The following is a 25,899-nucleotide window of genomic DNA, read 5'->3' as shown; positions in this document are numbered from 1 at the left end:
TCTTCTAGTTCATTTCCTTGATAGCACATAAAACTGAACGGGAATTTCCGTCATGGAATTCTTCATAAAGCCTGTTACCTGCCATCCTTCCTGAAATAATCCGGTAAATATGTCCCTGGTTTTCATCCGCCACTCATTGGCCGCTTGAATATTTGTGACTCTTATTGTTCGGAAGTCCTTTGGAAGGGCAACAAAAGCTGTTTCACATTCTTGTTCAGGCAGCGGGCGAGTGAACGATGGAACTGGCAATCCCTTTTCAATGGTATCCCATTGAATAAGCGAGTTTTCCATCACAAAGTCCAGCGGCATTCCCTGTCCGCTAGAATCCGTTGTCTCTTTTTTATCAATATGCCATTCGACAAGAAAACGGTCAGAAGGAATTCCGCTGTTTAAAAGATCTTCCATTTCACCATAGCAGTTTGCGATATATGTGGAGCATACCCCACCGAGCTTGGCTATATTTAAATACCCATTAACACTTTCCAAAGGATCGTATGTCCAGGTAATAAGGGAATAGCCGAGCTTTAGCGCTTCCTCACGTTGTGCTAACTTTAACTTCTCGCCTATACCTTTGTTGCGAAATTGCTCATCAATTCCTAGTATATGTGAACAAAGATAGGCTGATTGCCAATTGAATCCCGGAAAACTGTATTGAAATCCAATCAGCTTTCCTTCCCAATAAGCTCCTATAACCAAACCGCCATTTTTCACGGCTGTTAAGGTTTGGTGTGCAGGGATTGAGTCGGTTTCTCCCCAAATGCTGGATTCTAGCTTTCTTACTTCCTCTAGCTCTTCAATTCGATGAAGAGAACGAATTACAATTTCCTGTGATTTCGTCATGGTCAACCTCCTATGAAAAGCACAAGCACCTTGATAGGCCCAACATAAGATGGACAAGTAAGTTCCACAGCTGACGGCTTATCTTGCAAGGCGCTGGAGCTATCTTTTAAATACTTTATGTTTACGAAATACTCTCTTATTTGTTATTCCGCTTTACTGAAATCGGCCTCTTGCAATGGAGTCATTTTTGTTCTCTTTACGATTTTATAACCTAGAAAAGCCAGGAAAAATAAAGGAAGTCCGATATAGGAAATTAAAATTCCATACCAATCAATCTCAGGGCCGAAAAATGCCGAGTAATTTTGTCCCAGGATTGCCGTAACACATAAAAGTGTGGCTAATATCGGACCGAATGGATACCATTTTGATACATAAGGCAAATCTTTCAAATCTCTACCTTGTGCAATATATGCCTTCCGGAAACGATAATGTGTAATCGAGATTCCTAACCAGGATAAAAAACCGGATAATCCTGCAGCATTCAATAACCAAGTATAAATCGTGCCTTCACCGAAAAGAGAGGTCAGGAAAGCTGCCATCCCAACGATGGTAGAAAAGTACACAGCGTTCACTGGAATGCCTCCTGAATTCACTTTTTTTAGAAACGAAGGGGCTTTGCCTTCTTTCGCCAGCACCCAAAGCACGCGAGAAGCTCCGTACATGGCCGAATTGCCTGCAGAAAGAACGGAAGTAAGAATGACCACATTCATAACGGAGGCAGCGATGGCAAGCCCAGCGTTTTGAAAAACTAGAGTGAAGGGACTTACCGCAATATCTTCAATATCCGAACTTAGCAAACGCGGATCATTATAGCTTATTAAAAATCCAATCACAATTATCGCCAATACATAAAACAAGAGGAGTCTCCAGAAGATTTGCTTAATGGCCTTTGGTATATTTTTTCTTGGGTTTTCACTCTCGCCGGCCGCAATTCCTACTAACTCGGTACCTTGAAAGGCAAATCCTACAACCATAAAGACACTTATAATAGATAAAAAGCCTCCTTTAAACGGTGCCTCTCCTTTGGTGATATTTTCAAAACCTACGGCATCCCCTCCCATGATTCCTACAATCATTAATAAACCTACTGCAATAAAAATGATAATCGTCAAAACCTTGATAATGGCAAACCAGAATTCTGATTCTCCATATCCTTTTACCGATAAAATATTAAGGCCAAATATGACTGCAAGAAATAATGCGCTCCAAATGATGCCCGGAACAGAAGGAAGCCAATACTTCATTATCAGGGAGGAAGCTGCTAATTCCAGTGCGACTACGATTGCATTGTTATACCAATAGTTCCACCCAATCGCAAATCCCAATGCAGGATCAACAAACCTTGATGTATAGGTACTAAAAGAGCCTGTAATAGGAATAAGGGCAGCCATTTCGGCTAAGCTTGTCATCAGAAAGTAAACCATGATCCCGGCAATAATATAGGCAGCCACAGCTCCTCCAGGACCCGCAGTATGAATAATGGAACCGCTCGCTAAAAATAGCCCCGTTCCAATGGTGCCGCCGATTGCAATCATCGAAAGATGCCTTGGTTTGAGTTTTCGCTCCAGTTGTTTTTCATCAGCAGCTGTATGATCCCCGGTTTGTGATGTTTGTGCGGTATTTTCCATAAAACACCCCTTCATTAATTTTTTAAGTGAAAAATTTTACTCTTCTGCCGCCATCATGACTGTGTTAATTAGTATTTTCGTTCCATAAATAAGTGCTTGTAAATTAAACTTCATATCCGGATGGTGCAGACCAGGCGTTAGATCGCAGCCTAACCCTATCATGGTTGCAGTTATATCAGGATTTTCGGCTGTATAAAAATGAAAATCCTCTCCTCCTTGAGAAACACAGACCGGAACGACATTTTCCATCCCAAGGATATCTGCAATTGCGGCCTCAGCCAGCTTTATCGCCTTTTCATTCAAGGTCGCAGCTGGGACAAATTCTTCCGCAGACCAGGAGATCGATGTATCAGTTTGTTCCATTGTCTGTTCAAAAGCTTCCTTTGTTAAGCGATTTAGTTCATTCATTACATCATTTGACTGTGCTCTGGCATCAATAGCAAAGACAGCTGTTTCCGGGATAACGTTTGATGCTTTATTGTTTGTTTCAAATTGAGTCATTTTGATGGAATAAGGAATTTCGGTTTCCAGATTAATCTGCTGTAATTTTTGGACAAGCAAAGCTGCTGCGTCGATTACATTTATTCCATCTTTCGGACGGGATGCATGAGCCTGAAGGCCTTTGATTGTACCCCTTATTGTTTCGGCTGAGCCATGGACAATGACGGGGGAAGCCTTCATATAAGGAACCTCCGTACTGGGTCTTACATGTACTCCGAATAAATATGTAACATTCTCCAACGCGCCATCATTGATCATTTGAAGAGCGCCTTCCCCTTTTTCTTCTGCAGGCTGAAATATAAATCGGAGAGTGTGTTTAGGCCGGATTCCGCTCGAGGCAATGGCCAATGCTGTATATAAAACCATTGTGCAATGTGCGTCATGTCCACATGAATGATTGGCCTTAACAACTCCATCTACTTCCTGAACAAGTGCATCCATATCAGCCCTTAATGCCACAACCTTTTTTGAAATGCCTGGAATCTCGGCAATGATTCCATAATGGCTCTGAAATGTTTTTACGGTGATGCCCGCTTCCCTAAGACATTTTAAAATATAGCAAGACGTTCTTTCTTCCTGCCAGCTCGGCTCAGCCAAAGAATGCAAGTCATGGTAGGACTTCATCAATGTTTCTTGGTGCTGATCAATATATTGAATCGGGTCCATACTGATGCCCCTCCTCCTTTACATGAATTTTAACTTTATTAAAAACTCATTCATTAAACACCTCATAACTTGAATATAGCCTTTCTAATTTTTGCTGATGGGTATATATCCGTTTTGCGTCTTTTTGATGGATGCCTGCAATGACCAAGTCCAACAAGCTAATAACGGAAGCGATTGAATTGGTTCCGGCTTCTGCGTTTTCTTCAGTTGTCAGAGAAATATCAGAGATGCGTCCAACTGGTGACAGAAGGCGGTCTGTAACTGAAATTAAACAAACTCCTTGTTCTTTGGCACACTCAGCAACTTTTAATGTTTCGTTTGCATATCTGGGAAAGGAAAAAACAACTAATGCAGACTTATTTGTGAGATTACAAAACTTTTCATAGAAGTCTCCTGTAGGTGAACATAAACTTACATTTTCCCTTAATGAACTTAGCGTATAGGAGAACCAATAGGCGGCAGCATGGGAAACCCGATGTCCTGCAATCAATATTTGGTCAGCCTGGATCAGAACTTCGACTGCTTTCCATATATCCTGAACGTTCGTATGATCTAATAGATGTCTTAAAATATGAACTTCGTTTTCTATCACTTTTGTAAAGGGATCTTGCTTGTCATCAATGTGGAGAATGGAATCAGTATTCGATAAGTCTATTTGATTTTGGTGCAGCAGCTGTTTTTGAATCCTCGACTGCATTTTACTAAACCCTTCAAATCCCAATGAATAGGAAAACCGAATGACCGTTGTTTCACTAACCTCCGCTTCCCTACCAATTTGAAATGCCGTTTTAAAGGCGGCTTCATCCAAATTTTCAATCAGATAAGCGGCAACTTTTTTTTGACCTGCCGATAGATGGTCAAATTTTTCTTTTACTAATAATTTAAATGGAAGATGTTCCACCATATCACTCCTTTCTGATGAATTAAATACTTCTTATTAAAATTATGACGAATGAAATACTTCTTTATTTTATACACTATCACAATTTAATTAGAAAAAGAACAAGTTTTTGATTTTTTTGACAATTATCAACTTCGAACTTCCCTTCAGTTTTTTATAAAATAATATCCCATTTGATTTCAGAAATCCGCTCCCTTTCCGCCGACTGTCTGCCGAGCCTCCTCGACGCAAGCGTCTGTGGGGTCTCGGCTAGCCAGTTATTCGGCAGGAGTGTCGCAAATTTCTTCAATCCATTAAGAATTATAGTAAAAAAACTTGAAGGATTATCTAGTTAAAAATAATTCGGGATGAGACTAGCCTAGAGTTTTTTCTTAATGGACGTTCCAGTTGATTTCTGAAACCCGCTCCCTTTCGGCGACTGCCTGCCAAGCCTCCTCGACGCAAGTGTCTGTGGGTCTAGGCTAGACAGTATTTCGGCAGGAGTGTCGCAAATTTCTTCAATCCAATGAGGATTACTCTGAAAAACTTAAAGTATAAACTAGTCTAAACTTGGTTCCGAATAGAGCAGCCTACAATTTTTTCTTTTAAAACACAAAGTTGATTGGAGCGGGTGTACGAGACTCCTACGGGAAAAACGTGTCTAGGGGAGACCCCGCAGGCGCGCCGAGGAGGCTCCCGCCCGCCCGCGGAAAGCGAGTGCCTGAAGTGGAAATCAACGTTCCCATTTTAAAAAACCCACAAAAAAAGACTGTCGGCAAACAAAAATTTTCTAGTTTGTAGACAAAAGGATTCTATCTAAATAAAACAAAGTTGACTGGAGCGGGTGTACGAGACTCCTGCGGGAAAAACGTGTCTAGGGGAGACCCCGCGGGCGGAAGCCGAGTTAGGCTCCCCTGACCGCCCGCGGAAAGCGAGTACCTGGAGTGGAAATCTAATCCACCACCAAATTACATTTATTGGTTGGGGGTGTGACCATTCCCGAACCACTTTTTTAGACAAAAGGGTTTCATCTGAATTTTTTATACAAGTTGATTGGAACGGGTGTGCGAGACTACTGCGGGAAAAACGTGTCTAGGGGAGACCCCGCGGGCGGCAGCCGAGGAAGCTCCCCTGATCGCCCGTGGAAAGCGAGTGCCTGGAGTGGAAATCTAATCCACCACCAAATTACATTTCTCGGTTCAGGGTGTGACCATTCCGAGCTACTTTTTATACAAAAGGGTTCATCTGAATTTTTAATAAAAGGTGATTGAAACGAAAGGTACGAGACTCCTGCGGGAAAAACGTGTCCAAGGGAGACCCCGCAGGCGGAAGCCGAGGAAGCTCCCCAGACCGCCCGCGGAAAGTGAGTGCCTGGGGTGGAAATCAAGTCCACCACCAAATTACATTTCTTGATTCGGGACTCTAATTACTTTATTTGTAAAATCAATAACTTCATTGACACTAAGATATATGTTAGAATATTCTGTAGTTTAAACTTATTCAAGGGGGGCATTTTAATGGGGGAACCATCTAAAGGAAACGAGCTTTTACAAGTTATTACAGAGGGGAAACAACCTCCGAATTGTGATCTAACGTTACAGATTGAAGCAAATTATGCCCAGGAAGGAATTGCGAGAGGTGTATGGAAAGTAGATGAAAAATTTATTAACGGAATTGGTGTAGCAATGGGTGGATTTGTCACTTCTGCAGCAGATATTATGATGGCTTATGCGATATCATCTAAATTAAGCATCGGACAATCCTTCGCATCCATTGATTTACATACTACCTTTCATCGACCAGTAAGATTAGGAGACGTACAAGTTGAAGCAAAAGTAGACCGAATCGGAAAAAAAACAGCTTATGTACTTGCAGATTTATTTCAAAATGATAAAAAAGTGGCTAGCGTTGTGTCATCAGTTATGATCCTTTAAACCATAAAAAAAGCATGTTGCACAAAAAATCCCTTCGTAACATGCTTCTTTCATTTAGACCATTCGATAAAATCAAGAGAGCACAAGATTCACCGCTTCGCCTAATCACCTCATGGTAAATCAATTTTATACTTTCTTTGGATAGACACCTCATCAAACAAGCCATCGCAGCACGGGGCTTTTGAGATCCATGGTGAATAGACCGTAATCAATGACGACCATTTCATCGTTCTCGTTATATCCGACATTATCTAAACGCAAATCTATTGGGATAATACCGTGCCTCAGGAATTTTAATTCCAACTTGAACAGTTTCGTATATTCCTTGATTGCAAACGGCACTTTCGTGTCCACCTTCTTCATGATTATCCAGCCCGTCCCATACTCCTTAACTGGACATAAATACTTTTTGACTTCCTCATTACAGTTATTGTATATATAGGCTTCATTTGCATTGCTTATTAGTCCTACTTGTGACAATGCAATTTTTAAAATATAGCCATTATTTAAATCATAGACAACCCGGTTAAAACCATGCCCGATTATTTTATACTTGAACTTGAGCGTTTTTCTGGCGGTAGATACTAATTGTCCAGCGGTTATATATATTTGGAATATCCCTATTTGAGATATCCAGGACTCAATGGCTTTTATCTCTTGCATGGACAGCATTGCACTTTTATTTGGCTGATGTAACCTTTCCTTACCATTGTTAATTGGCCACAACATTCCCTAAACGTCTCCTTTTTTTAAAATTTGTTACTAGAGAGATGGGTTTCCAGTGAGCTGTTACATTAAATACTTAGAAGATACGATAATAAGTAAAAGATTGTGTTTTGAACATTTTCTGAAAACAAACCAATATTACACATTTATCATTCATAATAAAGGATCTAACCAGTTTCTTACGAATCTCTCTTCGTAACAAGATATGATATTTATGAAAAATGGCTTGTACAATTACTGAGAAATTAACATTCAACAAGAATGCCCTGGTATCCCAATGTGTCAAACTCTTCCCATCCGTTGATTCACCTTCCTATACCTTAAGAAAGAGCAGCTGAATTATAGTAAAGTCCGTTTTCCTTTAACAAAAGATATGAAAAGACAGATGACAAATAGTTTGCCATCTGTCCAGCTATACTTTACTAATTTTTTTAAAAGTGCGTATGAAGATCAACTAAAAAACTTAACCATCCTCTTTATACTTTAATCCTAAAGCTGTGAGTTCACACCAGGGTTATGTTCGGCTTACAAAAGCGCATTTTTGATCACATACATTAATTTTTCTCACTTATTCAAAAACTCTTCTAATTCTTCAGAAGTTGGATAAGAAGACTGTGTACCACGTTTAGTGACACTTAAAGCAGCATATGCTGTAGCCATTTTTATAGCATGAAGTACTTCGCCATTTTTTACAAAGAAATGTGCAAAGCATCCTATAAATGCATCTCCAGCTCCAGTAGTATCATTCGCAGTTACTTTAGGTGAATCGACAGTTTGAGTTTTTTCATTTGTTACCCACATGACGCCCTTGCTTCCCATTGTCACAATGACATTTTTTACTCCTTTTTTAATTAACCCGGACGCTGCTTCTCTAATTTGGGCCTCAGAGGCCACAGGCATTCCTGTTAAAATCTCCAATTCGCTCTCATTCGGAATAAAAAAGTCACTTTTGCACACATAATCAAAATCAAGTTCTTTTGATGCCGGTGCAGGATTCAAAATGACCGGAATGCCATGCTCATAACCAAATTCAATTGCACGGTAAACGGTTGGAAGCGGGATTTCCAGCTGAAGGACAATTAACGAGGCTGTCTTAAGTTTATCAGTTGCTCGCTCCACGTCTGCCGGCTTCAGGTGTTGGTTTGCTCCCTTAATAATCAGGATGCGATTTTTTGATTCTTGATCGACAAAAATCGGTGCAACACCGCTTGATATGCCGCTGACTTTATTGGTAAACTCAGTATCTATTCCGTGGCTTTCGAGGTTTTGAATGGTGTTATCGGCAAAGAGATCATCGCCAACCTTTGTTACCAACATAACTTTTGAGCCCATTTTGGCAGCTGCCACTGCCTGATTTGCTCCTTTCCCCCCACATCCAATCTTAAAGTCGGGCGCCTCAAGTGTTTCTCCTTCTTTCGGCATCTTATCAATGTATGAGATCAAATCAACCATGTTAGATCCAATTACTGCTATATCCATTTCCTTTTCCCCCTTATTTCTTCCCGGTTATAATCGTGAAAGACCTCTCTTCTCCTACTCCGAGCTTAATCAATGTTCCAGCTTTTTCTGCAGCGTTGAAGCCTTCTGGACGGCATGTTGCAGGCAGCACGAATGATGCAACTTGCTGATTTGCATTATGTAATACCCACCTTGTGGCATAATTCAATTCCGCTGTTGAAAAACTTGTAAAGAAAGTAACTCCATCGGGAGAAGCCATTTCAAACTCAACTTCTTCCTGATATAAATTCAGCTCATCCCCAAAAAATACAATCTCTGGATCATACATTTCCGGATTGTTTAATACTGTGAGCGATTCTTCGCCATTTAGCAGCATCTTATTATAAACCAACCATTTTTCTGTCGGCTTTACATGGCCTGGAATCGATTCTCTAAGCTTGAAAACACCGTCTGGAATGTTCTGATACATAACGGCATTTTCTAAATATGAATAGTTGGTGTGGCACATATACTGAAGTGGCATTTCTGCAACCGATAAATTTTTTACATTCATGCTCATTTTAATAAAACCTTTTTCTTTGAACATTTCAACACTCGGATTGGCAAGATAATGGTGACCGAACCCTTTGACATACTCTGTCTGACCAATTACTTTTATACCAATATCCGTTACTTCAATCCAAGCTCTATCCATCTCGGCACATGGCATTTCTCCATGCATTTCATGGTCATCATTCGATCCCGGACAGCCATTGCTGATTAATCCAGAATGAAAGGCAAAACATCCATATGTATCTACGATCCTCTCAACCTTTTTAGGTTGAGAGAACATGCTCTTCATTTTAAGATCTACACCGTCAAATTCCAAATCCCAAATCATCTGACCCATATATGGGAGGACAACCATTCTTCCTCGTGAATTTGTTAGCTCAATCGCTTCAATACCTGATGGATAGCGGAATAAGTTTACACCGAATTCATTGTTGGTAAAAAAGACTGTTTTGTTCTCCTTAAAATAGTCCCGTTGCAGTTCAATTGTTCCCATCATGCTTTCCATCCCTTCCCTAGTTATATCCAAAAAGGACAGCAAAGTTTAACTGTCCTGGTCAGATGACAATTTTCTAGATTAGACTGATTCCACTGGCTTTTCTGAAGGCTGGACCGATGCACTTTGCTTATTCATTTCACCGAAGAAATAGCAACCGACGTAGATAAAGCATGCCATCGATACAAGAAATGCTAATTGCATGGAACCGAAGAAATCAGATACAAACCCTTGAACTGCAGGGATGACCGCTCCGCCTACAATAGCCATGACAAGGATTGCTCCTGCCGTTTCTGTATATTTCTTCTCTTTTATAACTTCAAGTGTTTCAGCATAAATCGTCGCCCAGCATGGTCCAAACAGCATGCTGACAGCAACTGCAGCGTACACTGCCGTCATGTTTGGAACAAAAGCCACATACGCAAGAAGAGCTGAACCAATGATGGAGTAGCTAACCAATACCTTAGATGGAGAAAAGCGGGTCATCAAGAAATTGGCTATGAACTTACCTACAAAGAAAGCACTAAAGCTATATACCATAAAGGTTGAAGCTGTACGCTCGTTGATGTCAGGATTTAAATCGAGCGCAAGCCGAATGGTAAATGACCAAACCGTTACTTGCATACCGACGTATAAAAATTGTGCAGCAATTCCGTTCCGGAAGCGTTTGTTTCCACCTAAGTATTTCAGTGTTTCTATGATTCCAGGTGTTTTCCCTGTAACTTTGCTGCTATTCACCTCCGGCTTACAGGACGGGAACTTCGTGAAAATAAACAGTACAAGTATACCGATAAGGACAAAAATCATATATCTGTAGGGTTCTAGAGTATTTTCAAGCATTTTCAATCCAAAAGCCTGTGCCTCCGCAGGAGACATAGTCGCCAATTGCGCCTCAAGACTTGCTCCTTTCTGGAAAACAAGGTATTTCCCAAGTAAAATTCCTGAAATCGCACCAATTGGATAAAATGTTTGGCTAATATTCAATCGAAGAATCGCATACTTGCGCGGGCCAATCATGGAACTATATGTATTTGCAGCTGTCTCAAGAAAACCTAAGCCAATTGCGATGGAAAAAATAGCAAATAAAAACATTGTATAGGTAGCCATATGCGAAGCTGGGTAAAACAATGAGCATCCCACAATATAGAAAAGCAAGCCTGTAATTATGGCAAACTTATAATTAGTTTTCTTTATTACCATTGAAGCAGGTATAGCTATCAGAAAATATCCTCCATAAAAAGCACTCTGTACTAAAGCACTCGCAAAATCACTTAACTCAAACACATGTTTGAACTGTGCAATCAAAATATCGTTCAAACTGGCAGCTACCGCCCATAAAGGAAAAAGCAAAGACAACAGGATAAACTGAAAAAAAGGTGTACGATTCAAATAACCATCTGGCAGCTGAATTATGTTTTGTTTTTTCATTATCTAACATCCCCTTGTGTCTATAGTTTTTTTAAGCGCTTATGCAATTCTTAATCAGAATCAGTATCCATCCAATACTGCTTCACCTTTCATAATCCTCACGCCCGAGCTTGCACCGACACGAGTAGCGCCAGCCTCAGCCATCGACTTCAAATCTTTTAAATCACGAATTCCCCCGGATGCCTTTACACCAGCTTTATCCTTAACAATCTTATGCATTAATGCAACATCCTCTACCGTTGCTCCCCCTGTTGAGAATCCAGTAGATGTTTTCACAAAATCGGCGCCTGCACGAAGTGAAATTTCGCAAGCAAGAACCTTCTCTTCTTCAGTAAGCAGTGATGTTTCGATGATCACTTTGACAAGTGCCCTTGTTTTAACAGCATCAACCACTGCACAAATGTCAGCTTCAACCTCCTCATATTCGCCTGATTTCAATAAACCAATCGCTATGACCATATCCACTTCTTCGGCGCCATTTTGAATAGCATTCTCTGATTCAATCACTTTTACTGCAGTCGTTGACGCTCCTAGAGGAAAACCAATGACTGTACATACCTTCACATCGCTTCCTTTTAGCTTCTCTGCTGCCGTTTTCACCCAGACTGGGTTTACACAAACGGAAGCAAAGCCATATTCTCTAGCTTCTTCACAAAGATTCACTATCTGTTCTTTTGTTGCCTCAGCCTTTAAAAAGGTATGGTCAATCATTTTTGCAGTACTCATTTTAATCTCTCCTCTTTCTCTAGTTAAAATAAAACGCTTTCAATATATAAAAAGGTATCGGGCGACCAGATGGGTTAAACTCCTAGTCCCCTTTTCATATAATCAGAATGTATGATCCACTGACCGGCAAGAATCCCTGATTTTAAGCTCTGGAGACAATAGATACTCCCGCTTCGGAAGCTCTCCTTTGAAACAAATCCGCTCATGCAAAAGCATAAAGGCAATCTCTCCTATAGCATTCATTGGCCTTGCAACTACACTAAGTTTCGGGCTCAAAAATGTCGCTATATCCACATCATCAAAACCTATAAATGACACCTCGCGGCCAAGCCTCCAGTTTAAATCGGCCAGCGCTTTCATACAGCCGATAGTCATCATATTGTTGGAAGAAAAAATAGCAGTTGGCCTATCATCAAGCTCAAACAGCTTTTCAGTACACTGATAGCCACTTTGCTCTCCGAAATCTCCATTAATGACATATCGTTCATCCAATTCAATGTTATAGTCATCTAGGGCATGTTTATAACCCAAGAACCGTTCTAGCCCAGGGGTCGTGTTCTGTGGACCGCATATAATCGCTATCTTTTCATGCCCCTGAAGAATCAATTGCTGGACAGCCTGATAGGCCCCCTTCTTGTTATCAACAAGAACAGTATCCACTTCAAATTTTTTGATGCTTCGATCAACTGCTACTACAGGAATTTCCTGTTCTTCAAGCAGTTTTAGGTGCTCACCATCTTCATTGGCCGTAGTGATAATCACACCATCCACACCTCGCTCAATAAAATTTCTCACAATCTCTTCCTCGATTTTTGGGGATTCATTTGTACTGCTTAAAATAGTAAAGTATTCTTTTTCACGAGCTTTTTGTTCAATCCCTGCCATAACAAGCGGAAAGAACGGGTTCATAATATCAGGTACAATGACCCCGATTGTATTCGTTTCTTTTCGCTTCATTGTCCTTGCTGCAGCACTGCGAATATAGCCCAGTTCCTCAATGGCCTTTAGAATACGCTCTTCCGTTACTTTCCGAACGCCTCCTTGGTTATTAATGACCCGGGATACAGTTGCAATAGAAACGTTTGCAAGGTTTGCAACATCCTGAATATTTGGCTTTGACTCCATCTTTTAACACCTCAAAATGTAAACGTTTAGATTTTTTTAAAAAAATGTGTATAAAACAAGTAAAAATCAAAAAATTAATTACATTTAAAATGTAAACGTTTAGATTATTCTTGAAATTAGATTACCAGGTTGTTTGTGTAATAGCAAGTTTTTTTGTATGCGGTTACATGGAATTTTAGTCACTTGGATGATTTACTTTCACGTCTTTTTTACCTTTTCTAGGTTACTTCCTTTTTCCACTTAGCCCCTTAACTTTCATTCTTTTTTTTATTGTTATAATGGGTTAAGTTAATCCGCACAAGATGGACCTTCAGGCACTCCCCTTTCCTTCTTTTGCAAAAAAAATGGTATATTATTCTTTGACATCAATGGTTTAAGACAAGGAGTGATGAAGTATTCGTAAAAGTTGGATCATTTCAGCAATGGTTGGATTATTGCTTATTTGTTTAAGTGTGATTGCCTTAAATTATTTCAAGAGTGATAAAACTGAAAAAGGGGAAAATGCGGAAGCCAAGGAATCCAAAATTCCTGAGGTTGATGAATATGGCGGGATCCATCTTGAAAAAGTCGGGGATAAGGTTCGCCAAAAAAATGGGGAACCTTCAGATTACTAGAAACGAAGTCTATTAATGAGGCTTTTGAATTGGCACCGATGGTCATCACAGTCAAGGATATCCGCAGGATTCAATTATCTTCACTCACAGATGAAGCAAAAGAGGGACTCAAGTCCTATACGGGATTGAGTTTTGAAGAGGCCTATTCGATATATTATAAAGAGAATTTATCCATGGAGGAAATCGATCAACGGGCGGTGTTGTCTAAAACGGATATCGATGAAGAGGTTTCTTATCTAGAGATAACTTATTCTGTTGAAAATAAAGATTCGAAGGAACTTCAGTTCTTCAGCATGGAAAATGTTACTTTCAATGATGATCTTACATATGATGTGCCTTCTAAAAATTTCATCCATTCCGGGGATACTTTTATGGGGACAAAAAAAGTAAGTCGATCAGATTACCAACCAGGAGAATTGAGAAAAGGCACAATTGGTTTATTAGTTGATCCAGAGGCAAAATTAGATCGGCTCGATTCCTTTTCATTCACTACCGATGATATAGCGGACGGTGAGTCTCATGAATTATTGGTGGATGGGACTTCATTTGAAATTCCCCTAAAAGGAAAGTAGATTCATCGTCTATAAACCCTAAATAAGGGGAACCTCGAATAAAGGTTTCCCTTATTTAGGGTTTCATCTGAGCTCCCTTACGATAACCGCTATGCTTATCTCCCTCCGGCAGTAGGGCTCTGTGCTTCCTCCATTAAAATTCTGCGCAATATTTTCCCGACAGCTGATTTTGGCAATTGCTCCCTGAACTCAAAACTTCGCGGCACTTTATATCTGGCAAGTCGCTGCACGCAAAACTCTCTGATTTCCTGCTCCGTGACTGACTTGCCTTTCTTTAAAACTATAGCCGCTTTTACCGTTTCCCCACGGTATGAATCCGGTACTCCATATACACATGTCTCTTTCACGGCTGGATGCTGATAAATAATATCTTCTACTTCGATTGGATATACATTATAACCGCTTGCAATGATCATATCTTTCTTCCTGCCTACGATATAGAAATATCCCTCTTCATCCATCGTCGCGATATCCCCAGTGTAAAGCCATCCATCCCGCAAAGCTGTTGCGGTTTCCTCTGGATTTTCCCAATATCCCTTCATTACTTGCGGACCTTTAATGATCAGTTCGCCTCTTTCTCCTGCTTGCAATTCATCAACGCCTGTTTTCAAATCGACGATTTTAGCATCGGTATTTGGATATGGAATTCCGATACTTCCTTGTTTTTGCTGTCCTATGACTGGATTACGGTGTGTAGTGGGGGAAGTTTCCGACATCCCGAATCCTTCTAATATTGTAATCCGTAATTTTTTTTCGAACTGTTGAATGATTTCTATCGGGAGCGGCGCAGAACCACAGCTGCAGTACTTAAAGCAGCATAAATCGTCCGCCGTCAAATCCGGGTGATTCAATAAAGCAATATACATGGTCGGGACACCAGGAAAAATGGTTGGCCGATGTGTTCGAATCAAATCTACCACCTTATTTATTTCAAATTTCTCTAATGTGATATATGTTGATCCGGCATATATGGCACTATTCAATCGTCCATTACCAAAGACATGGAATAATGGGGTCAATCCAAGCATCCGTTCGCCAGGACTTTGGAGTTGAAGGGCATTAGCCGTGAAAGCAAAATCTTGAAATACATTCGCGATCAAATTAAAATGCGTGAGCATGACCCCTTTTGATTTCCCTGTAGTTCCCCCTGTATATTGAAGAACAGCCACAGCTTCCTTTGGGTCGATGTCAAGAACAGGAAGTTCCTTATCTTTCCTTGATAAATCCGTTCCAGTTTCCATTAATTGCTCGGCAGATATGAACGTTAACCTTTCAGAAAAACTTGTTAGCGCTAATATTTCCCGTTGTACCTCCCGCCCAATGAACCAATTGGCTCCGGAATCCCGTAATATATAGTCCAATTCACTCGACTTATACAGTGGGTTCACTTGAACGACCATACCTCCCAAACGATGGGTGGCATAATAGGCAATGATATATTCTAGACAATTTGGCAGCATGATTGCTATACGATCGTCTTTTTGAAATCCACGGTTGTCTAAATTCACAGCAAAACGATCTGCGGCATCCTTTAATTCCATATATGTCATTTCCCGATCCCCATCTATTACGGCCTTGCAGGTTGGGTAAAGTCGGGCTGAACGTTCAAGGAGTCCATATAAGGACAATACTGGAATGTCAATTTCTGCTGGGGTATCTTTCGGATAAAATCGATGCCAAGTTCTAGTCAATTTTTTCACACCTCATTTTTTACTATTAAAATGGAGCATAGTCACTTGTCAGCCAATTTGATCATCCTTGCCTCATTTATCGCGAATGATTTTAAAAATCCCTGTGCCCTTAGCAATGATGTTGCCTTCAGCATCTTTTATTTCTCCCTCAGTAAAGGCAATTTTGTATCCTTTTTGCAGGACTTTTGCTTCCGCAAAGAGTTCCCCGCTTGATATGCTAGCTAAATAATGTACTGTTAAACTTGTCGTCACGACTTTAGATTTGGTAACGGAACGAGTCACCATTCCTAGGATGGTATCCAGCATGGTGGCATGAATGCCCCCGTGCAGTGTTCCATTGACATTAAGTAAATGTTCTTCAATGTTAAGCTTTATCGTTACATTTCCTTCTTCAAACCGAATGATTTCAAACCCAATATGCGAAAAGAATGCACTACTTTCGAATTGATTCCGAATATCCCCCACTTCAACAGGCAATCTTCCTCCCCCTCACTTATGCGCGATTCAAATTATATACGGAAAGGAGCAGAAACGTATAGGGTTTCCGCTCCTTTATCGTTAGACTATATCGTTTCAATCATGATCGCCATTCCCTGGCCGCCGCCTACACAAAGTGTAGCAACTCCATATTTTTCTTTCCTACGAATCAGTTCATGTATTAGCGTTGTCACGATCCTTGCGCCCGTCGATCCGACTGGGTGCCCAAGTGCAATGGCTCCTCCATTTACATTCACCTTGTTTTCATCTAGCGATAAATCCCTAATTACTGCCAATGCTTGTGAAGCGAACGCTTCATTTAATTCGAAAAGCCCAATTTCTTCAACTTTTTTCCCGGTGCGCTCCATAAGTTTTCCAACGGCTGGTACTGGACCAATTCCCATAGTCGCCCAATCGACGATCTTTGCGATCGGCTGTACTTGCAACCGTTCCGCTTCACTGGCCTTCATTAACACCAATGCAGTCGCCCCGTCATTACGACCACAAGCATTACCGGCAGTGACGGTTCCGTTTTCCCTGAATGCCGGTTTTAAGCTTGCAAGCTTTTCCATTGTGGTGTCAGGGCGTGGATATTCATCCGTTTCAATAATAACCGTACTCTTCCTTTCAGAGACCTGGACAGGAACGATTTCATCCTTGAACCTACCTTCTTCCATAGCTTGCGCCGCTTTTCGTTGACTTTCCACTGAAAAGGCATCCTGTTCTTCCCTGGAAATGTTGTATCGTTGTGCGACATTTTCAGCGGTGATTCCCATCCCCAAACTTTTCCCATAAATTTCTTGGGGCTGCTGCCCAGCTTCAGTATTAGAATCAACTAGTTGGGTCCTGTCTCCCCCGAAACGGGCACTTCTTAAATAAAGCGGTGCCCGGCTCATGCTTTCCGTACCCCCGGCAACGACTATATTTGCTTGACCTGAGCTTATCTGCTGTGCTGCTGAGGTGATGGCTTGCATTCCAGATGCACATAACCGGTTTACCGTAAAAGCCGGTGCAGAATCGGGAATCCCTGATCGCAATGCTGCCACCCTCGCGACATTCGAGGATTCGGTCGTTTGCCTAACCTCCCCGAAAATGACTTCATCCACTTGTTCCGCTGCAATATTTGCCCGCTTGATCGCTTCTTTAATGGCAATGCTAGCCAAATGACCGGAACTAATCTCTTTAAATGCTCCACCGTACCTACCAATTGGTGTTCGAACAGCACTCACGATCACGATATCTTCTCCCATTTCGTTCCTCCCCCTTGAAATTCCGGATACTTGGGCAAAAGACTACCTGCCCGAATAAAACAGTAAACATTCAGCACTCTTCCAAGACATTTCTTGCAATGATTAAACGTTGGATTTCATTCGTTCCTTCATAGATTTTCGTTATTCGGGCATCCCGATAAAAACGTTCTACTGGATATTCAGCCATATATCCCATCCCGCCATGAATTTGTACCGCTTTATCCGCCACCCGATTAAAAACGTCAGAAGCGAACAGTTTGGCCATTGAAGCTTCCTTGATCACTTTTTTTCCTTCATCAATCTTTTGTGCCGCCATCATCGTCAATGCTCTTGCGGCTTCCGTTTCGGTTGCCATATCAGCAAGCATCCATTGAATCGCTTGGTTGTCAGCGATCGGTTTACCGAATTGGATGCGCTCTTTGGCATATTTAGCTGATAATTCAATTAATTTTCCGCTTGAACCCACTGCTCTTGCAGCCAATCCTACTCGCCCTTCACCTAAAATTTTAAGTGCAGAAATATATCCCATTCCAACTTCGCCGATTACATTTTCTTCAGGTATGATACAATCTTCAAAAATGACCTGTGAGGTATATGATCCTCTTAATCCCATTTTTTTGTCCTTTTTGCCGACAGTCAAACCAGGAAAGTCTCTTTCCACTAAAAAAGCGGTAATCCCTCCCTTTGCCCCTTTATCTTTATCCGTTAAAGCGAATACGGTATAAACATCAGCTATCGGCCCATTCGTGATGAAATGTTTCGTCCCGTTCATCACCCAGTAATCACCCTTCTTTTCTGCATTCGTTGCCAAATTGGTTGCATCCGATCCCGCTCCGGGTTCAGATAAAGCAAAGGCGCCAATTTTCGTGCCTGCTGCCATTTCAGGCAAGTATTTATTTTTCAAATGCTCGGATGCCAGCTTAACCAGACCTGTACTGCCAATCCCGGTGTGAGCGCTTATTAATGAAACGAAACCATTATGGGTCCTTCCTAACTGCTCTAAAACGGTAGCCTTTCCCACCGCATTTAAGCCAATTCCACCGTATTGTTCGGGAATGCTTATCCCGAATAAGCCAAGGTCTTTCGCTTTTTCCACCAAATGCTCTGGGATGGCATCTTCTTCTTCAATTTGTATGGCGAAGGGCTCCACTTCCCTTTCAACAAAATTACGGATCATTTCCTTCATTTGCTGCATTTCCTTGGTTAAAGTGATTGTCATGAGTTTATTCCTCCTTAGTTCTGTTCATGTATAGTAGCCATCGACAAGTAGGGCATTTAGGTCTGAATGCTGTGCTAAATTGATTGTTTTTTTGTAAACACACATATAAAATCAGCCTTCACGTTCAATTATCGTAGCAATTCCCTGTCCGCCTCCAATGCAAGCTGTAATAAGGGCGAACCTTCCGGCAGAACGCTTCAATTCATGAACCGCTTTCGTAATGAGGATGGCACCCGTCGCACCAAGTGGGTGTCCATGTGCAATGGCTCCCCCGTTCACATTCACTTTTGCTAGATTCATATCAAGCTCCCGATTACAAGCAATGACTTGAGCGGCGAATGCTTCATTAAACTCAATGATGTCCATTTCATTTAAGGAAAGTCCTGATTTCTCCATTACCTTTCTTATAGCGGGAACAGGTCCTATTCCCATATAATTTGGATCTACCCCTGCAACTGCCTGTGCCCTGATCGTCGCTAAAGGCTTAATCCCCAATTCCACCGCTTTTTCCCTCGACATGATGACCAATGCTGATGCGGCATCATTCAATCCCGAACTATTGCCTGCAGTCACGGACCCGCCTTCCAGAAATGCAGGCGATAATTTGGCTAGCCCTTCTTTCGTTATTTGCGGTCGAGGATGTTCATCCAATTTAAATTCGATATCGTCACCTTTTCTGACGGGAATGTGGATAGGCACAATTTGTTCATTGAACCGGCCCTCTTCCACGGCTCTGGCCATATTTTTTTGACTTTGTAGAGCAAAGGCATCTTGTTCTTCCCTGCTGACCTCATATTTTCCCGCTAAGTTTTCAGCCGTGATTCCCATCGGGGGATCGCCAATCTCTTTAGGAGACAACCTGGACTTTCTGAACTGCGGCGGCTTTGCACTGTATGGTTTTTCCGGTCGGTCCATCAAGTATGGCGCCCTGCTCATGCTCTCGACCCCACCGGCGATATAGACATCGCCTTCGCCAGCCCGGATCGCTTGTGCAGCCAAGTTGACAGCATTTATTCCCGAGCCGCATTGTCGGTCGACAGTCAGACCCGGAAGATGAATCGAGAGGCCTGTTTCCAGTGCAGTTAACCTGGCAATGTTTCCACCCCCGCTTAACACATTCCCCATGATTACATCATCTACCATACGAGGTTCTAGATTCGCTCGTTTCAAGGCTTCTTTCATCACTTCTGCTCCAAATACGTGGGCAGGAACAGATGCAAGTGCACCTCCCTGTTTTCCAATTGCTGTTCGAACTGCAGAAACTATGACGGCTTCTCTATTCATGTCCAATCCGCTCCTTTTCCTTTTATTCACGCCATTATTTGAAGGCATTCCTTCTCTTCACTAGTTTCATTGAATGTAAGCAGGTTCGACCCTGCTTATGAGGACTTAAGGTCAAAGTTATCCGAACTTTTATTTTTAAGTTTCCCGGCCGGTTTAACGAATATCGCAAACAGGATGCCAAAAGCCAGGACAAGGATCGCCATGAACAATATCGATAGGTTATAACCCAATAGTTGATTTCCTCCAGCTAGACTTATGATATAGCCAGTTAATAGAGGTGCAATAATGCCCGCTAGATTTCCTGATGATGTTAAGATGCTTGTCATCAATCCTCCCCGCTCCTGCATTTCATTGATCATGATTGTTGGTCCAATTGGTAAAATGGCGTATGTAAGACCCTTTGCTAAACACATGGCGACTATCACCCAGATTGGATTTTGAAATATCATGATTGAGGAAAAGAACAATGCACCAAGAATCATGGCGCCCGCAACGACGAATACCCTTGATGATCGCCAATTCTGATTCTTCTTGAATAAATGATCTGACGCCATCGAAACACCCATATAAATACATACGGAAACGACTCCGATTATCGCAACGCTGGTTCCCATTTGACCTGGAGTCATTTTTACGGCTTCCACTAAATAAATCGGGAGCCAAACGGAAAACCAAACTACTAAAATATACGTTGAAAAATAAGCGAGCGTAGTAAACAAAGCAGTTGGTGAGGCTAGTAGCAGCAAAAAGTCTTTCACTTTTATTTTTTCCAGTTTTTGTTTCTTTTTCTTTTGGACGTTTTCGTATACTTCAACTGGATTTTCCTTTGTTAAAAATTGAAAGAGGAAGAACCAAACAAGGCTTGCTGCACCAAGGGCGGCAAAGGCAACCTTCCAGCCGAATATCGTAATTAAGGATACGAGGATCGGTGCCACGATCATCGCGCCAACGGTCCCTCCGCCAACAACAACCGAATTGGCAAAACCTTTCAGCTTCGGCGGAAACCACTTATCGGCATGACTGTAAGCAATTGGGCTATAAGGCCCTTCGAATGCGCCAAGTAAAATCCTGTATAGAATTAATAATGGAAGAGCGGTGATGGCTAAAACGCCGAATTGCAAAACGGTCCATGTCAGCATGATGAACCCCAGCACTTTTTTAGCCCCCAGCCGATCAGCCCATGCTGCCCCAAAAATCCCTGTTACTGGGTAAAGCCAATAATAACTGCTTCCAACAAGGCCCCACTCTGCATAGGTAAGATTGAATTCCTTCATGATGGGAACAGCTGCGAGGCCCACGATCGATTTATCTGCAAAATTGATGACGGCTCCAAAGAATAATAGAATGAGAACAACCCAACGCATATGAATCCCTCCTCTTTTGTTTACAATGGCTTACCAACCAACGTAAGGTTCAACTTAGATGGTTGAAATCACACTCCCCCACTTTCAACCCTTTTCTAATTCCTCCTTAACTAACAATCTTTTTAATAGTTTACCCACTGTATTACGCGGAAGTTCATTTCTTAATTCAAATACTTTTGGTACTTTATACGGCGTCAATTGGGAATAGCAATATCCTTCTATTTCTTCAAGATCCACGGAAGCGCTTTCTTTAGGTACGATGAATGCTTTCACTATTTCTCCTTTTTCTTTATGTGGGATGCCGACCACAGCTGCTTCTTTAATGGCCGGATGTTCGTACAGAACCCCTTCTACCTCCTGCGGGTAAATATTGAATCCGCCGACGATGATCATTTCTTTTTTCCTGCCGACGATATAGAAATATCCTTCGTCATCCATCACAGCAAGATCGCCAGTATATAGCCAATCATTCTGCAAGGCCTTTTTGGTTTCGGCTTCGTTATTCCAATAACCCTTCATGATTTGCGGGCCTTTTATGAGCAACTCCCCGACGCATGTGTTAGGCACTTCATTATTTTCATCGTCAATGATCATACAGTCCGTGCCTGGAAAAGGGATGCCAATGCTTCCTATTTTCCTTTTTCCGAAAGGCGGATTACGATGAGTGGAAGGTGAAGCCTCAGACAAACCGAAACCCTCTCCGATTTTGGCACCGGTCAGCCCCTCAAATCGCTTTATTACTTCAACCGGCAGGGGCGCCGATCCACAAGAACAACTTTTTAAACAATCCAGTCCATAGTTTTCAATTCCTGGATGATTGACGAAAGCGTTATACATCTTTGGAACTCCCGGAAAGAAAGTCGGACGGTACTTTTTTATTTTTGCAAGTACATCTTCAAGTTCAAATTTAGGAAATAAGAGGATGGCAGCTCCAATATAGATACCTAGATTCATTGCGCTCGTCATGGCATAAACATGGTAAAGAGGCGTAGCTGCCAAAACGATTTCTTCACCAGGTTTCAGGGAATCACCATACATTTCAAAGCTCTGCACGACATTGGAGGTTAAATTATGGTGAGTAAGCATGACACCCTTCATCTTCCCAGTGGTGCCGCCAGTATATTGGATGACTGCCTTATCTTCATGAGGGATTATCACTACGGGCTTCTTAATCGCATCCCCTGTTTCAATCATCGTTTTAAGGGAATAGGAGCCATTTTGATCATTTTCCGTATCAATGCATACATCAAATTCATATATCGCCTTCGTTTCTTTGATTGTATTTGCGGCCGTTTGGTCAAATACAATATTCTTGGTATCCGAGTCTATTAATATTTGCAATAGTTCCCGCGGTTTATACATGGGATTAATTTGTACAACCAACAGACCCAGTGCCTGTGCAGCATAATAACTGATTATGAAATAAGGGTGGTTGGCCATCATCAGTCCAATCCGTTCACCTTTAACAAAGCCCATTTCTCTCCATTTACCTGCAAGTTTGTCTACCTGCATTTTTAGATTCTTATAATCCATGGACTGGTCTTCATAAATGATGGCTGTATGGTGTGGAAACTTACTCGCTGTTATATCAAGCAGTGAATAGACGGATATTTCCGGTAGCTTCATAGATTTCATTCTTTCAACATACCATTGCTCCCATGGTTTATTTATCGTTTTTCGCACCATTTATCCCTCCGCACATAAACGAATTTCATATCGTGCATGTTTGATTTATAACTATTATTATGCAACTAGCATGCCAAGACCCAATTTAATGTAAAATCGCTTATTATTAACATCAGTCAATTCATTAATGAATTTTATTCACAAATAATGCCTTTCTGTAGGGGATTCATCGAAATGCCCATAATTCATTTTTGAATTTATATAAACTCAGCTCTTTACTAACGATATTGAAAAGTTGACTTTTACCATATTATAGATTATACCTACTCACAAATCGTGTTATAGGCTTGGGGATTATAAAATTGAAAAGCCCATCCAGCTAAGGATGGGCTTTTTGAATTTTATTGACCTACGGTTAAATAAAAAATCTATAGCTCCCTTTCCATTCCTGGATTTTTAGATTTTGCGCGTTCGTAGACTGATTTTGCCACCGCTGAATCCAAGAATCATCAAAGCCACACAACTGGTTCAATCGATCGGACCATCCTGTAAAGATCTAGATATACGTTCTTTAAGAACATTATCCAACATGGCCTGAAGTTGTCGTCCTTCATTTTGATCTTTGCTACTCACTCTTATGTATCCAAATTTACGGACATCCATTTTTTTACTCCTTCATCTATTTTTCTCTCTCTTATTCTATCAAAAGCGTTCGTAAATGTTTTTCTAACTTTTACGAACGGGTGTAACAATGCTATACAGACCATTTCGGAAATTTTTTAGCTTTAAACGGCGCTCAACCATTTTTGTGAAATACAATATTTTCTTTTTTGGATATTATTAAAATAATAAATCTGCTGATTTTGTTAATTTTAGCCCCTTCATCCTATCAGCCTGTCATCCTTTTATCATACCAAGAGGTTTTTGCTCGAATTTCCAAATGAAATTCTTGACAATGTAAGCGCTTTCTTATATGATAATAATAGGTTGGATGGCATGCGTGGCCGTCATAGTATCTGGCGTAGGTGGGGCCAATACCCGGAACAGTACATAGAAAGAATAGCTTCTTCCAAATAGGAAACAGTGATTCATCAATCATATTATTCAAATACAAAAAAAACTCTGTATTCGGTCAAATTCAGGGTTTCCCTAGCTTAAAAGCTCCCCTTTAAATCCCTTATGTTTTTATTACAAATATGTATGCTAGTTTTATTGTAAAATGAGGAGGTACTTTATGAAGATCAAAAAAAGTTCCCTTTACGATGAATTACCGTTAGAATTATTGGCAGGATTTTATTATGAAATAAATAAGAACATTGAAAATGGAATCTTGTCTGGTGCTATGCAGCATGAAATTAGATTAATTGAACAAACAGCATTAAAAAGGAGTATCTCACTTGAATACCTACATGACAGGGGTGCTTGTATAATTGAAGCCGAGAAACTACTAAGAGAAACTACCCTGCAACCCTAAATTGTAGAATAAGAAGTCCAATGATGTTTTCTAGTCTACCCTAGGTAAAGAATAAATTCCTTCTAATTAACCCTCTTGGCTACCAAAGGGTTGTTTTGGGTGGCATTCACCAAAAGAGATCTTCTCCTTAAAAATTCCTAGTCATTTTAATCTGTCCTTTAAAAGGCCTACAACTATAAAAGAAATGCTATTTTTAAATCATCAGCATTAAATTCCCCGTGCTATTGGAACTTATATAATGAAGGAAAACTTCTTGTATATCGTTAAGTATTCCCAATCCTACAAATTATCAAAAGTATTTTCAATGGCTGATTCCAATTCTTCTTTTCCTTCTCCTATATAACGTTTGGTCATGTTCAAATCTTTGTGCCCCATCAATTTTGAAACGGTTTGAAGGTCTATCCCCTTATCGATTAATGTTTGGCAAAACGTATTCCGCAGCCTATGGGGAGTCGTATTATATTTAGTCAACATATATTGCACGGACCTTGGCGTTATGCGTTGATTCACACTGGATATGAAGATGGCTTCCGTTTCCATATTTAAAAATTCCTTGTATGCCTTGATCTTTTCACTAGCAGTCATGGAGAGTGGAATCTTCCTGTCTATATCACCTTTTGAATCCCGAATGAGGATATATTGCCTTTCTCCCTCTTTTTGAATGTCACTATGGTTCAAATCACAAAGTTCGGACACCCGGATACCCGTATGAATCATTGTGTAGACAATAGCAATATTCCTGAAATGCCCAGAGGCCTCGATTTCTTTTAGGAGAGCAGCTTGCTCAAGCATGTTCAGGGCTTTTGGCGGATCTTCTTTCTTTTCCTTTGCTTTACGATCGATGTTGAGGACGATTTCGGGTTTATCAAGGAACCTTGAAAACATGGTAATGGCTGAATAATGTTTTTCAATCGTTCCTCCACTCTTGTTTGACTGTTCCATATCGTCTAAATAGGTTTGGACGTGGAATTTTTCTATCTCTTCCGCCTCATCTTTAAACCATTGAAGAAACTGGGAGATGACTCCAACATAGGTTTTAATCGTACCATCGGATTTATTTTGACCCATTAACCATTTCGCAAAAGAATGAAGAATTTGTTTATTGTCCAGGATTTCTTCTTTACTGGTCATTCGAGAAGCCCCCTACCAAAATCATGCTATTAATATAAGCCTTTCCAACGAATTGTGGAATTTATACAAAAAAACCTTAGGATAATCCTAAGGTTTAGATGCGTAGATAGGATTTGAACCTGTTTATACGGGTTTATGAATCCTAATTGATGTGATAAACATTGCTTGGCGGCGTCCTACTCTCACAGGGGGAAACCCCCAACTACCATCGGCGCTGAAGAGCTTAACTGCCGTGTTCGG

The 25,899-nt window shown here is 41.0% G+C and carries 22 protein-coding genes, 1 rRNA gene and 1 pseudogene; 4 read left to right on the top strand and 20 right to left on the bottom strand.

What is annotated here, in order from left to right; genetic code table 11:
* Positions 1-9: 9 nt before the first annotated feature.
* The 4 genes from AC3WLU_RS21660 to AC3WLU_RS21645 form a co-directional block, all read right to left on the bottom strand.
* Positions 10-840: a GNAT family N-acetyltransferase gene (locus tag AC3WLU_RS21660; protein ID WP_492597897.1), complete on the bottom strand. Its 831-nt coding sequence runs from the start codon at positions 838-840 to the stop codon at positions 10-12.
* Positions 841-983: 143 nt separating this feature from the next.
* Positions 984-2,468 (bottom strand): amino acid permease, encoded by a 1,485-nt coding sequence (locus tag AC3WLU_RS21655; RefSeq protein ID WP_278088885.1) that lies wholly within the window; start codon positions 2,466-2,468, stop codon positions 984-986.
* A gap of 36 nt (positions 2,469-2,504) precedes the next feature.
* A complete protein-coding gene (locus AC3WLU_RS21650) occupies positions 2,505-3,635 on the bottom strand; it encodes an amidohydrolase (protein WP_413004327.1) in 1,131 nt (376 codons plus the stop codon).
* Between the two features lie 46 nt (positions 3,636-3,681).
* Entirely contained in the window at positions 3,682-4,539 is an 858-nt protein-coding gene (locus AC3WLU_RS21645) for a MurR/RpiR family transcriptional regulator (RefSeq protein WP_413004329.1), read from the bottom strand.
* A gap of 1,493 nt (positions 4,540-6,032) precedes the next feature.
* On the opposite strand from AC3WLU_RS21645, the gene AC3WLU_RS21640 reads away from it, so the two are divergent.
* Positions 6,033-6,449, top strand: coding sequence for a PaaI family thioesterase (locus AC3WLU_RS21640; protein ID WP_063576633.1), 417 nt, complete (start codon positions 6,033-6,035; stop codon positions 6,447-6,449).
* Positions 6,450-6,602: 153 nt separating this feature from the next.
* Here the strand turns inward: AC3WLU_RS21640 and AC3WLU_RS21635 are convergent, their stop codons facing one another.
* The 6 genes from AC3WLU_RS21635 to AC3WLU_RS21610 form a co-directional block, all read right to left on the bottom strand.
* On the bottom strand, positions 6,603-7,178 hold the full coding sequence (locus AC3WLU_RS21635) for a hypothetical protein (RefSeq protein ID WP_411739916.1): 576 nt from the start codon (positions 7,176-7,178) through the stop codon (positions 6,603-6,605).
* 561 nt (positions 7,179-7,739) lie between these two features.
* On the bottom strand, positions 7,740-8,654 hold the full coding sequence (gene rbsK / locus AC3WLU_RS21630; RefSeq protein ID WP_328110042.1) for a ribokinase: 915 nt from the start codon (positions 8,652-8,654) through the stop codon (positions 7,740-7,742).
* A gap of 13 nt (positions 8,655-8,667) precedes the next feature.
* Entirely contained in the window at positions 8,668-9,681 is a 1,014-nt protein-coding gene (locus AC3WLU_RS21625; RefSeq protein WP_492597896.1) for an aldose 1-epimerase family protein, read from the bottom strand.
* 78 nt (positions 9,682-9,759) lie between these two features.
* Positions 9,760-11,106: an L-fucose:H+ symporter permease gene (gene fucP, locus AC3WLU_RS21620; RefSeq protein ID WP_492597895.1), complete on the bottom strand. Its 1,347-nt coding sequence runs from the start codon at positions 11,104-11,106 to the stop codon at positions 9,760-9,762.
* A gap of 60 nt (positions 11,107-11,166) precedes the next feature.
* On the bottom strand, positions 11,167-11,838 hold the full coding sequence (gene deoC / locus AC3WLU_RS21615; protein WP_268565832.1) for a deoxyribose-phosphate aldolase: 672 nt from the start codon (positions 11,836-11,838) through the stop codon (positions 11,167-11,169).
* Between the two features lie 96 nt (positions 11,839-11,934).
* Positions 11,935-12,957 carry a LacI family DNA-binding transcriptional regulator gene (locus tag AC3WLU_RS21610; RefSeq protein WP_323603719.1) on the bottom strand — a complete coding sequence of 341 codons (1,023 nt, stop codon included), beginning with the start codon at positions 12,955-12,957 and terminating at the stop codon, positions 11,935-11,937.
* 422 nt (positions 12,958-13,379) lie between these two features.
* Between AC3WLU_RS21610 and AC3WLU_RS21605 the strand changes: the two genes are divergently transcribed.
* Complete coding sequence (locus AC3WLU_RS21605) at positions 13,380-13,571, top strand: hypothetical protein (RefSeq protein WP_440438346.1); 192 nt, start codon at positions 13,380-13,382, stop codon at positions 13,569-13,571.
* Between the two features lie 29 nt (positions 13,572-13,600).
* Positions 13,601-14,143 (top strand): hypothetical protein, encoded by a 543-nt coding sequence (locus tag AC3WLU_RS21600; protein WP_492597894.1) that lies wholly within the window; start codon positions 13,601-13,603, stop codon positions 14,141-14,143.
* Between the two features lie 95 nt (positions 14,144-14,238).
* Here AC3WLU_RS21600 and AC3WLU_RS21595 read toward each other — a convergent pair whose 3' ends face one another.
* From AC3WLU_RS21595 to AC3WLU_RS21560, 8 genes and pseudogenes are all read right to left on the bottom strand, one after another.
* Positions 14,239-15,843 (bottom strand): long-chain-fatty-acid--CoA ligase, encoded by a 1,605-nt coding sequence (locus AC3WLU_RS21595; protein ID WP_413004335.1) that lies wholly within the window; start codon positions 15,841-15,843, stop codon positions 14,239-14,241.
* 63 nt (positions 15,844-15,906) lie between these two features.
* Entirely contained in the window at positions 15,907-16,311 is a 405-nt protein-coding gene (locus AC3WLU_RS21590) for a PaaI family thioesterase (RefSeq protein WP_145506131.1), read from the bottom strand.
* A gap of 86 nt (positions 16,312-16,397) precedes the next feature.
* Positions 16,398-17,561 carry a thiolase family protein gene (locus tag AC3WLU_RS21585; protein ID WP_492597893.1) on the bottom strand — a complete coding sequence of 388 codons (1,164 nt, stop codon included), beginning with the start codon at positions 17,559-17,561 and terminating at the stop codon, positions 16,398-16,400.
* 70 nt (positions 17,562-17,631) lie between these two features.
* A complete protein-coding gene (locus AC3WLU_RS21580; RefSeq protein ID WP_283930495.1) occupies positions 17,632-18,780 on the bottom strand; it encodes an acyl-CoA dehydrogenase family protein in 1,149 nt (382 codons plus the stop codon).
* A 111-nt stretch (positions 18,781-18,891) separates the two neighbouring features.
* The gene (locus AC3WLU_RS21575; protein ID WP_063577780.1) at positions 18,892-20,064 is read right to left on the bottom strand and encodes a thiolase family protein; all 1,173 of its coding nucleotides are present in this window, start codon (positions 20,062-20,064) and stop codon (positions 18,892-18,894) included.
* A 95-nt stretch (positions 20,065-20,159) separates the two neighbouring features.
* Positions 20,160-21,428, bottom strand: coding sequence for an MFS transporter (locus tag AC3WLU_RS21570; RefSeq protein WP_053534627.1), 1,269 nt, complete (start codon positions 21,426-21,428; stop codon positions 20,160-20,162).
* Between the two features lie 84 nt (positions 21,429-21,512).
* Positions 21,513-23,111, bottom strand: a complete 1,599-nt coding sequence (locus tag AC3WLU_RS21565) for a long-chain-fatty-acid--CoA ligase (protein ID WP_492597892.1) — start codon at positions 23,109-23,111, stop codon at positions 21,513-21,515.
* A 507-nt stretch (positions 23,112-23,618) separates the two neighbouring features.
* Positions 23,619-23,717 (bottom strand): annotated as a pseudogene (locus AC3WLU_RS21560) (recombinase family protein); the annotation flags it as partial.
* A gap of 571 nt (positions 23,718-24,288) precedes the next feature.
* On the opposite strand from AC3WLU_RS21560, the gene AC3WLU_RS21555 reads away from it, so the two are divergent.
* Positions 24,289-24,528 (top strand): hypothetical protein, encoded by a 240-nt coding sequence (locus AC3WLU_RS21555; protein ID WP_098865472.1) that lies wholly within the window; start codon positions 24,289-24,291, stop codon positions 24,526-24,528.
* Positions 24,529-24,807: 279 nt separating this feature from the next.
* Here the strand turns inward: AC3WLU_RS21555 and AC3WLU_RS21550 are convergent, their stop codons facing one another.
* Together AC3WLU_RS21550 and rrf are read right to left on the bottom strand one after the other, a co-directional pair.
* Entirely contained in the window at positions 24,808-25,659 is an 852-nt protein-coding gene (locus AC3WLU_RS21550) for a tyrosine-type recombinase/integrase (protein ID WP_057277192.1), read from the bottom strand.
* Positions 25,660-25,822: 163 nt separating this feature from the next.
* Positions 25,823-25,899: ribosomal RNA gene (rrf, locus tag AC3WLU_RS21545) — 5S ribosomal RNA — on the bottom strand; the annotation flags it as partial.

Source organism: Peribacillus sp. FW305-BF15, from assembly GCF_058783805.1.
This window is presented reverse-complemented; position numbering and strand designations above follow the sequence as displayed.

Coding starts and splice junctions, on each gene's coding strand:
- AC3WLU_RS21550 (WP_057277192.1), bottom strand. CDS start 25,659: ATGACCAGTAAAGAAGAAATCCTGGACAATAAACAAATTCTTCATTCT.
- AC3WLU_RS21555 (WP_098865472.1), top strand. CDS start 24,289: ATGAAGATCAAAAAAAGTTCCCTTTACGATGAATTACCGTTAGAATTA.
- AC3WLU_RS21580 (WP_283930495.1), bottom strand. CDS start 18,780: ATGACAATCACTTTAACCAAGGAAATGCAGCAAATGAAGGAAATGATC.
- AC3WLU_RS21575 (WP_063577780.1), bottom strand. CDS start 20,064: ATGAATAGAGAAGCCGTCATAGTTTCTGCAGTTCGAACAGCAATTGGA.
- rbsK (WP_328110042.1), bottom strand. CDS start 8,654: ATGGATATAGCAGTAATTGGATCTAACATGGTTGATTTGATCTCATAC.
- AC3WLU_RS21660 (WP_492597897.1), bottom strand. CDS start 840: ATGACGAAATCACAGGAAATTGTAATTCGTTCTCTTCATCGAATTGAA.
- AC3WLU_RS21625 (WP_492597896.1), bottom strand. CDS start 9,681: ATGATGGGAACAATTGAACTGCAACGGGACTATTTTAAGGAGAACAAA.
- AC3WLU_RS21640 (WP_063576633.1), top strand. CDS start 6,033: ATGGGGGAACCATCTAAAGGAAACGAGCTTTTACAAGTTATTACAGAG.
- AC3WLU_RS21585 (WP_492597893.1), bottom strand. CDS start 17,561: ATGGGAGAAGATATCGTGATCGTGAGTGCTGTTCGAACACCAATTGGT.
- AC3WLU_RS21610 (WP_323603719.1), bottom strand. CDS start 12,957: ATGGAGTCAAAGCCAAATATTCAGGATGTTGCAAACCTTGCAAACGTT.
- AC3WLU_RS21645 (WP_413004329.1), bottom strand. CDS start 4,539: ATGGTGGAACATCTTCCATTTAAATTATTAGTAAAAGAAAAATTTGAC.
- AC3WLU_RS21605 (WP_440438346.1), top strand. CDS start 13,380: ATGGTTGGATTATTGCTTATTTGTTTAAGTGTGATTGCCTTAAATTAT.
- AC3WLU_RS21655 (WP_278088885.1), bottom strand. CDS start 2,468: ATGGAAAATACCGCACAAACATCACAAACCGGGGATCATACAGCTGCT.
- fucP (WP_492597895.1), bottom strand. CDS start 11,106: ATGAAAAAACAAAACATAATTCAGCTGCCAGATGGTTATTTGAATCGT.
- AC3WLU_RS21635 (WP_411739916.1), bottom strand. CDS start 7,178: ATGTTGTGGCCAATTAACAATGGTAAGGAAAGGTTACATCAGCCAAAT.
- AC3WLU_RS21570 (WP_053534627.1), bottom strand. CDS start 21,428: ATGCGTTGGGTTGTTCTCATTCTATTATTCTTTGGAGCCGTCATCAAT.
- AC3WLU_RS21650 (WP_413004327.1), bottom strand. CDS start 3,635: ATGGACCCGATTCAATATATTGATCAGCACCAAGAAACATTGATGAAG.